This is a genomic window from Flavobacterium sp. (assembly GCF_021151785.1).
Lineage (GTDB): Bacteria > Bacteroidota > Bacteroidia > Flavobacteriales > Flavobacteriaceae > Flavobacterium.
Genome location: NZ_JAGKWP010000105.1, coordinates 1 through 7,823 on the forward strand (window position 1 = coordinate 1; position 7,823 = coordinate 7,823).

6 protein-coding genes are annotated in these 7,823 nt (G+C 29.2%); 5 read left to right on the forward strand and 1 reads right to left on the reverse strand.

Annotated elements, in window-relative coordinates; translation table 11 throughout:
• A partial coding sequence (locus QZ824_RS09745) for a DUF4293 domain-containing protein (RefSeq protein ID WP_291275831.1) occupies nt 1-413 on the forward strand: 413 nt, incomplete at its 5' end.
• A gap of 88 nt (nt 414-501) precedes the next feature.
• On the opposite strand, the gene QZ824_RS09750 is transcribed toward QZ824_RS09745, so the two are convergent.
• Nucleotides 502-999, reverse strand: coding sequence for a metallophosphoesterase family protein (locus tag QZ824_RS09750; protein ID WP_291275832.1), 498 nt, complete (start codon nt 997-999; stop codon nt 502-504).
• A gap of 89 nt (nt 1,000-1,088) precedes the next feature.
• Between QZ824_RS09750 and truA the strand changes: the two genes are divergently transcribed.
• From truA to QZ824_RS09770, 4 genes are all read left to right on the forward strand, one after another.
• Entirely contained in the window at nt 1,089-1,826 is a 738-nt protein-coding gene (gene truA, locus QZ824_RS09755) for a tRNA pseudouridine(38-40) synthase TruA (RefSeq protein WP_291275833.1), read from the forward strand.
• A gap of 32 nt (nt 1,827-1,858) precedes the next feature.
• Nucleotides 1,859-3,676 (forward strand): ABC transporter ATP-binding protein, encoded by a 1,818-nt coding sequence (locus QZ824_RS09760; RefSeq protein WP_291275834.1) that lies wholly within the window; start codon nt 1,859-1,861, stop codon nt 3,674-3,676.
• Nucleotides 3,677-3,801: 125 nt separating this feature from the next.
• The gene (gene lpdA, locus QZ824_RS09765) at nt 3,802-5,190 is read left to right on the forward strand and encodes a dihydrolipoyl dehydrogenase (protein WP_291275835.1); all 1,389 of its coding nucleotides are present in this window, start codon (nt 3,802-3,804) and stop codon (nt 5,188-5,190) included.
• 132 nt (nt 5,191-5,322) lie between these two features.
• On the forward strand, nt 5,323-7,823 hold a 2,501-nt coding region (locus QZ824_RS09770; protein WP_291275836.1), incomplete at its 3' end, for a WG repeat-containing protein.

Consider the following 7,823-nt stretch of genomic DNA (forward strand, 5'->3'; position numbering starts at 1 on the left):
ATATGTTACAAAGAGTTCAAACACTTTATTTAGCTGTAGCCTTTTTATTAACGGGTATTTTACCACTGTTTTTGAATTTGTGGACAACAGTTGCTAAAGTTGATATTATGGCAATGGATTTTTTAATTTATATTGCTTTATTTGGATTTAGTAGTCTATTGGCTTTAATTAGCATATTTAGTTTTAAAAACCGACAAAACCAATTTGTTATTAACAGATTGAATATGATATTAAACTTTATTTTAATAGGATTGTTGGTATATAATTCACTAACTCTATCCGGAGAAGCGAAAGTTTCTGAGAAGGGTATTGGGATGCTTCTTCCCATTTTTTCTATCGTTTTACTTGTTTTAGCTAATAAGGCAATTAAAAAGGACGAAGATCTCGTAAAATCTGTGGATCGTATTCGATAAACCTATCATCTTAGTTTATTAGTGCGTTATAAAATCCGAACCCCGTGTTCGGATTTTGTGTTTTATACTAATTTCATTTAACATACTTCTACCCTTTCTTACCTATTTCTACAATTTCTAAATTTTGAATTTTATCGCCATCAATCTCAAAGCGTAGCATGGTTCTTACTTGATGAAATCCATGGATACCTGCTGCACCTGGATTCATATGCAATAAATTAAGTTTTTTATCAAATTGTACTTTTAATATATGTGAATGTCCACAAATAAATAATCTGGGAGGATTTTTTTTAATTTCTTCTCTTATTGCAACATTATATTTATCAGGATATCCACCAATATGAGTAATCCAAACATCGACACCTTCACACATAAATCGATTATGCAAGGGAAACTCTAAACGAGCTTCATTATTGTCAATATTACCAAAAACCGCACGAACTGGTTTTATTTTTTTTATGGTATCTGTAACTATTAAATCTCCAATATCACCTGCGTGCCACACTTCATCTGCCAAATTTACATATTTTAATATAGTTGCATCAATATGACTATGAGTATCGGATAAAAGTAGAATTTTTTTCATAGCTCAAATTTATGCTTTTATTAGGAAATGGCGAATTGAAATTGCCATTCATTTTTGTAAATTTGTCCATTCGTATTTAAAATTTAATTTTGAGATATTTCATAGAATTTGCATATAATGGTAAAAATTATTTTGGATTTCAAGTCCAACCCAATGCCATTTCAGTTCAAGAAACATTAGATAAAGCGTTGTCTTTACTTACTCGACAAACTATTGAAATTGTTGGTGCAGGAAGAACAGACAGTGGCGTACATGCCAAACAAATGTTTGCTCATTTTGATGCAAATGAACTTTCTAACATTCCAAAATTAATTCAACGCTTAAATTCTTTTCTTCCTCAAGACATTGTTATTTATAAAATCCAAATTGTCCATGATGAGGCTCATGCCCGATTTGATGCTATTTCAAGAACATATCAATACCACATACATACTTTTAAAGATGCTTTTATAAACGAAGGAAGTTGGTATGTACATCAAAAATTAGATATAGATCGTATGAACCAAGCTGCTGAAATTCTTCTTGAGTATACTGATTTTGAGTGTTTTTCTAAAGTACATACTGATGTGAAAACATTTAATTGTAAAATAACCGAAGCATTTTGGACTACTTATGAAAATCAATTGGTTTTTACTATTTCAGCTGATCGTTTTTTGAGAAATATGGTACGGGCAATAGTTGGAACCCTTATAAATGTTGGGATTCATAAATTTTCGATAGATGATTTTAGAAAAGTAATTGAAAGTAAAAACAGAGGAAAAGCTGGTTTTTCTGTTCCTGCACATGGTTTATATTTAGTAGCCGTTCAATATCCTTATATAAAATAAATACATTCATTTTAAATCTAATAAAATAAAAATTGAAAAAGCAATCATCATTCAATAAAGTTCTAGCTTATGCGAAACCATACAAAGGAAAACTATTCTTGGTTGGATTTTGGGCGTTTTTTTTAGCAATAGTTGCAGCATTACGACCTCTTTTATTGAACTTGACCGTTGACAATTATTTGATTGCTGCAAAAAAAGAATCTAATATTATTCAAGATACTTTTGCCCACTTTATGAATTATTTTTTTGCGGGTAATGACAAAACTACAAATCTACAAATTTTAGTAATAATTATGTTTGTGGTCTTATTACTAGAAGTGATTGCTCAATTTTATTTTGTTTACCTAGCTAGCTGGTTAGGTCAAGATATTGTAAAAGATATTCGTGAAAAATTATTCCATCATTTATCTAATTTCAAAATGAAATATTTTGATAATGAACCGGTGGGTAAATTAATTACACGTTGTGTATCTGACATGGAAAATATTGCTAGTATTTTTAGTCAAGGGCTTTTTATGATTGTGAGTGACATTTTAAAAATGATCATTGTGCTCTTATTTATGTTGGTAATAAATTGGAAAATCACTGGTATCGTTTTACTTATAATGCCTGTAATTCTTATAGCGACAAATATTTTCAATCGAAAAATGAAAGTAGCTTTCAATGAAGTAAGAAATGAAGTAGCTAACTTAAATACATTTATTCAAGAGCGATTAACTGGAATGAAAATTGTCCAACTTTTTAATCGTGAAGCTATTGAATACGAAAAATTTAAAGAAATCAATGAAAAACACAACAAAGCTTGGCTAAAAAATATTTTATATAATAGTATTTTTTTTCCTATTGCTGACATCATATCAAGTATTACTCTTGGTCTTGTGGTTTACTTTGGTGCCTTATTTATTCTTAATGGAGATACGGAAACTTCTGTAGGACAATTAATCTCTTTTAATATGTATATTTCAATGTTATATAATCCATTAAGACAAATTGCAGATAAGTTTAATGTTATGCAAATGGGAATTGTAGCAGCAGATAGGGTTTTTGAAGTTATGGAATCAAATGCACAAATTCAAGATTTTGGTACAATTGAGGCAAAACATTTCAAAGGAAATATACATTTACAGGATGTTAGATTTAGTTATTTGCAAGGTGAAGAAATTTTAAAGGGAATCAATTTAGAAATCAATGCAGGACAAACTATAGCCATTGTTGGTGCCACAGGTGCTGGTAAATCTACTATTATCAATTTGATTAACCGATTTTATGAGATTGATTCCGGAACAATAACAATAGATGGAATTGATATAAATAAATTTACTTTACAAAGTTTAAGAAAGCAAATCGCTATCGTTTTACAAGATGTCTTTTTATTTTCTGATTCTATTTACAATAATATTACATTATTTGATTATTCTATTACTAAAGAAGAAGTGATTACCGCTGCAAAGAAAATAGGAATACATGAATTTATTATGAGTTTACCAAATGATTATGAATATGATGTAAAAGAAAGAGGTGTTATGCTTTCTTCTGGTCAACGCCAATTGATTGCTTTTTTAAGAGCCTATTTAGCACAACCTAGCATTTTAATTTTAGATGAAGCCACATCATCAATTGATACCCATTCTGAAGAATTGATACAACAAGCAACAACTACTTTAACAAAAGATCGAACTTCAATTATCATAGCACATCGATTGGCTACTATTATTAATGCTGATTTAATCATTGTTATGGATAAAGGACAAATTGTAGAAAAAGGAAAACACATAGATTTAATTCAGTTAGAAAATGGTTATTATAAAAAATTATACCAAGCTCAATTTGAAAATGAAATAGTGAACTAAATCGATTGAAATTTAAATTATTTATTATTTTAGTTCAAAACAATAAAAATCTAACAATTCTATTCCCTTTAAATTCAAAAAAATTACTATTTTCGCAAGAATTAAAATTGACAAATTTTTACAAAATGAAATATGATATCATAGTTTTAGGAAGTGGTCCTGGTGGTTATGTAACTGCAATTAGAGCTTCACAATTAGGTTTTAAAGTAGCTGTTATTGAAAAAGAAAATTTGGGTGGGATTTGCTTAAATTGGGGGTGTATTCCAACAAAAGCATTATTGAAATCTGCTCAAGTATTTGACTATTTAAAACATGCTGGAGATTACGGATTAAAAGTAGACAATGTTGACAAGGATTTTGGCGCTGTTATTGCTCGTTCAAGAGGTGTAGCTGATGGAATGAGTAAAGGTGTACAATTCTTAATGAAAAAAAATAAAATCGATATTATTGATGGTTTTGGTAAAGTAAAACCAGGTAAAAAAGTGGAAGTAACTGCCGCTGACGGTAAAGTTAGTACTTTAGAGGCTAATCATATTATAATTGCTACCGGTGCTCGATCAAGAGAATTGCCTAACTTACCTCAAGACGGTAAAAAAGTTATTGGTTACAGACAAGCCATGACTTTAGCTGAACAACCAAAAAAACTAATAGTTGTGGGTTCAGGTGCAATCGGGGTTGAATTTGCACATTTCTACAATGCAATGGGAACAGAAGTAACTATTGTTGAGTTTATGCCTAACATTGTACCCGTTGAAGATGAAGATATTTCAAAACAATTTGAACGTTCTTTAAAGAAATCAGGTATCAACATTATGACTAATGCCTCTGTTGAAAAAGTAGACACTTCTGGTGCTGGTGTAAAAGCTACAGTTAAAACGGCCAAAGGAGAAGAAACTTTAGAAGCTGATATTCTTTTATCTGCTGTCGGAATCAAATCAAATATTGAAAATATTGGTTTGGAGGATGTGGGTATTGCAACTGATAGAGATAAAATTTTAGTTAATGCATACTACCAAACTAATGTTCCTGGTTACTATGCTATTGGAGATGTTGTTCCAGGTCAAGCATTAGCTCACGTGGCTTCAGCAGAAGGTATCCTATGTGTTGAAAAAATTGCTGGTTTACATGTTGAACCTTTAGATTATGGAAACATCCCAGGCTGTACTTATGCAACTCCTGAAATTGCTTCTGTTGGTTTAACAGAAAAAGCAGCTAAAGAAAAAGGTTATGAAATTAAAGTAGGTAAATTCCCTTTCTCTGCTTCAGGCAAAGCTAAAGCTGCAGGTACACCAGACGGATTTGTTAAAGTAATTTTCGATGCAAAATATGGTGAATGGTTAGGATGCCATATGATTGGTGCTGGGGTTACTGATATGATAGCAGAAGCAGTTGTGGCTAGAAAACTAGAAACTACAGGACATGAAATTTTAAAAGCAGTTCACCCTCACCCTACTATGAGTGAAGCGGTTATGGAAGCCGTAGCAGATGCTTATGGTGAAGTAATTCATTTATAACTAAATTATACCTTTAAATAAAAATCCGTTAGGTCAAGACTTAACGGATTTTTTTGTAACTTTTAATAAGAACATTGGCATATAAATACCTATCTTTAAATATTTTATATTCATTTTAACTTAAAATCTATTATGAAATTCTTTTTCATCCTCTTCACTAGTATCTATTGTCTAAATTTACAAGGACAAATTCCTAAACAAAAGAAATATTCTTCTGAAACATATGATTCTTATGGTTCTGGTATTGGAGTGCAAAGAGGAGATCGATATGGATATGATACTGTGGTAGAAGAAGTTCCTGAACGAAATAAAAAACCAAATGAGATTTCGGGTTATTATCGAGATAAAAATGGAAAATTAGGTTTTGTAATGGGAAATAATAGCAAAAAAGAAGCTGTTTATTCCGAAATAAAACATTTAAATGAGAATGTTGGTTATATCATAAAGAAAGATAATTTATTTGGAGTAATCAATAATACAGGTGAAATAACCGTGCCAATACAATACGATAGTTTAGGAGTTGAAAATTCAAATAAATTAAATAGTTTAGTTGCAAAATTGAACGGCAAATATGGTAGAATAACTACATCTGGAGATATTCTTTTACCTATTCAATATAAAAAAATTATTGGGGGTAATGTGCATTTAACATTAATCAAAGATAAACACAATACTATCCAAATTATTTTCAACCATGAAAATAAAAAATTGCGCAAAAAAATTGATTATTATGAAGTTTATCAAAATACAGCTATTGTAAAAGTTGAAGGCAAGTATGGTCTTTTAAAAGATAAAATCATATTGCCCTTTGAATATGATAGTATCTATATCCCTAATAATGATCGTATTAACTCAAATAAAAATTCAAATAAACAAGTAAAAAAAGCAATAATTTCGTCAATTCGTAGCTATCAAAGCTTAAGTTATTTAATCTTTACAAAAAATCAAAAATTAGGTTTGATTTCTAATGAAGGTGAGATTATTTATTCAGCTGATAATGAAGCTATTTACAATAATGATTCTTTTGGCTACTATAGCGCAAAAAAAGATAACTTATTTAGTATTTTTTTTTCAAAAAGTAAATCTAAAAAAGTTACCTCTTTTGAATTTAATCGTATTTTCACCGATGGCTATGGGGTAATCATGGCTTCTAAAGATAAAAAAGCAGGCGTATTTTCATTAGATGGTGAAATTATAGTCCCTTTTGAGTATGATGATGACTACATAGCACAATACACGGGTATTGGTTATCGAGTAACAAAAGAAAAAAAGAAAGGGGTTGTAAATAAAAAAGGGGTTGAAATTATTCCGCCTTTATATGATGATATTTCAACTTTGTCATTAGGTTCCTTATCTTTTTTAGTTGTTACACTAAATGATAAAAAAGGAGTTTTTAATATTGAGGGAGAAGCTATCATTCCTGTAGAATTTGAATGGATTGGTGAGGAAAATAAAATGTTTAAAGTAGTAACTTCTTCTCCTCAAAAAAAGTTTGGTCTTCTTGATAGTAATGGAAAAATTATCTTAGCTCCTATTTATGATTGGATTGATCAGTTTGATGTTCGAGAAAGCAGATTAACACTTATAAAAAAAGAAAATGATTCTTATAATTTTATGGATGAAAATAAAAATTTAGTTCTAAAAGATAATTTTAAAAACTTTGCTTTTATTTTAGATGAATACCAGTTTATTAATCCTTTACCTGATCAGCGAAATGAGAAGTTTATAAAAATTAGTTCTACTAATGGAAAATATGCAATATTTAATACTAAATCACATCAACTAATTTCTTCATTTGATTATGAAAATGTATTTCAAACTTTTGAAACTTTAAAACATACCTATTTTAGTGTTCAAAAAGGTAAAATGGTTGGACTTATTGATGATACAGGAAAAATTATTCTTCCTTTTCAATATAGTGCTATTCAATTAAACTTAATAAACTTAGACTTAGAGGATTTAGAAGAACAAAATTGCTTAATTGTAGTTGCCAAAAATAATAAATATGGAGTGGTTAATTTAAAAAATGAAGTAAAAATTCCTTTTATTTATTCTTATATACAAAGAATAGCTGATTGGGAAGTTTTATTTAAAGCTAAAAAAGGAACTAAATACCAAATTATTACAAAATTAGGAAAAACAATAACTCCTGATTTATTTGATGATGTAGCCTATTTTGAACGAGTTGAAGTGCCTAATTATAAAACGTATGAAGATCCTAATTTTATTACTCAAGCATTAACATTTGCCAATGGAAAAATGCGTGTAATTGATTCAAAAGGAAAATTTACTACTAGTGCCGTGAATATGGAAATACATAAAGGATATCAGACTTTTGACGAACTAAAATTCGCATTAATTGATGCTTTAAATAGTGATGACGACTTGTTATTAAAAGATTTTGCTAATAAAATAGCTCCTTCTGAACATTTACTTTTTTACTTGAAACAAAATTTATTTGACTCTCACCCACTTTATGTAAATATAGATTTTATAAAGGCTAAATATTTTGATGATTTAAAAAAATTTAAGCAAAGAGAATGGAATCCAAATAAACAATATGGTTATCAGGGTTATAAAAAATCATCTTTAATGGATGTAGTGGATTATGTAATTGAAGAAAAAGGAATTGT

Bases quoted from the DNA above. Each gene is read 5' to 3' on its own strand.
- lpdA (WP_291275835.1), top strand. From the start codon at position 3,802: ATGAAATATGATATCATAGTTTTAGGAAGTGGTCCTGGTGGTTATGTA.
- QZ824_RS09750 (WP_291275832.1), bottom strand. From the start codon at position 999: ATGAAAAAAATTCTACTTTTATCCGATACTCATAGTCATATTGATGCA.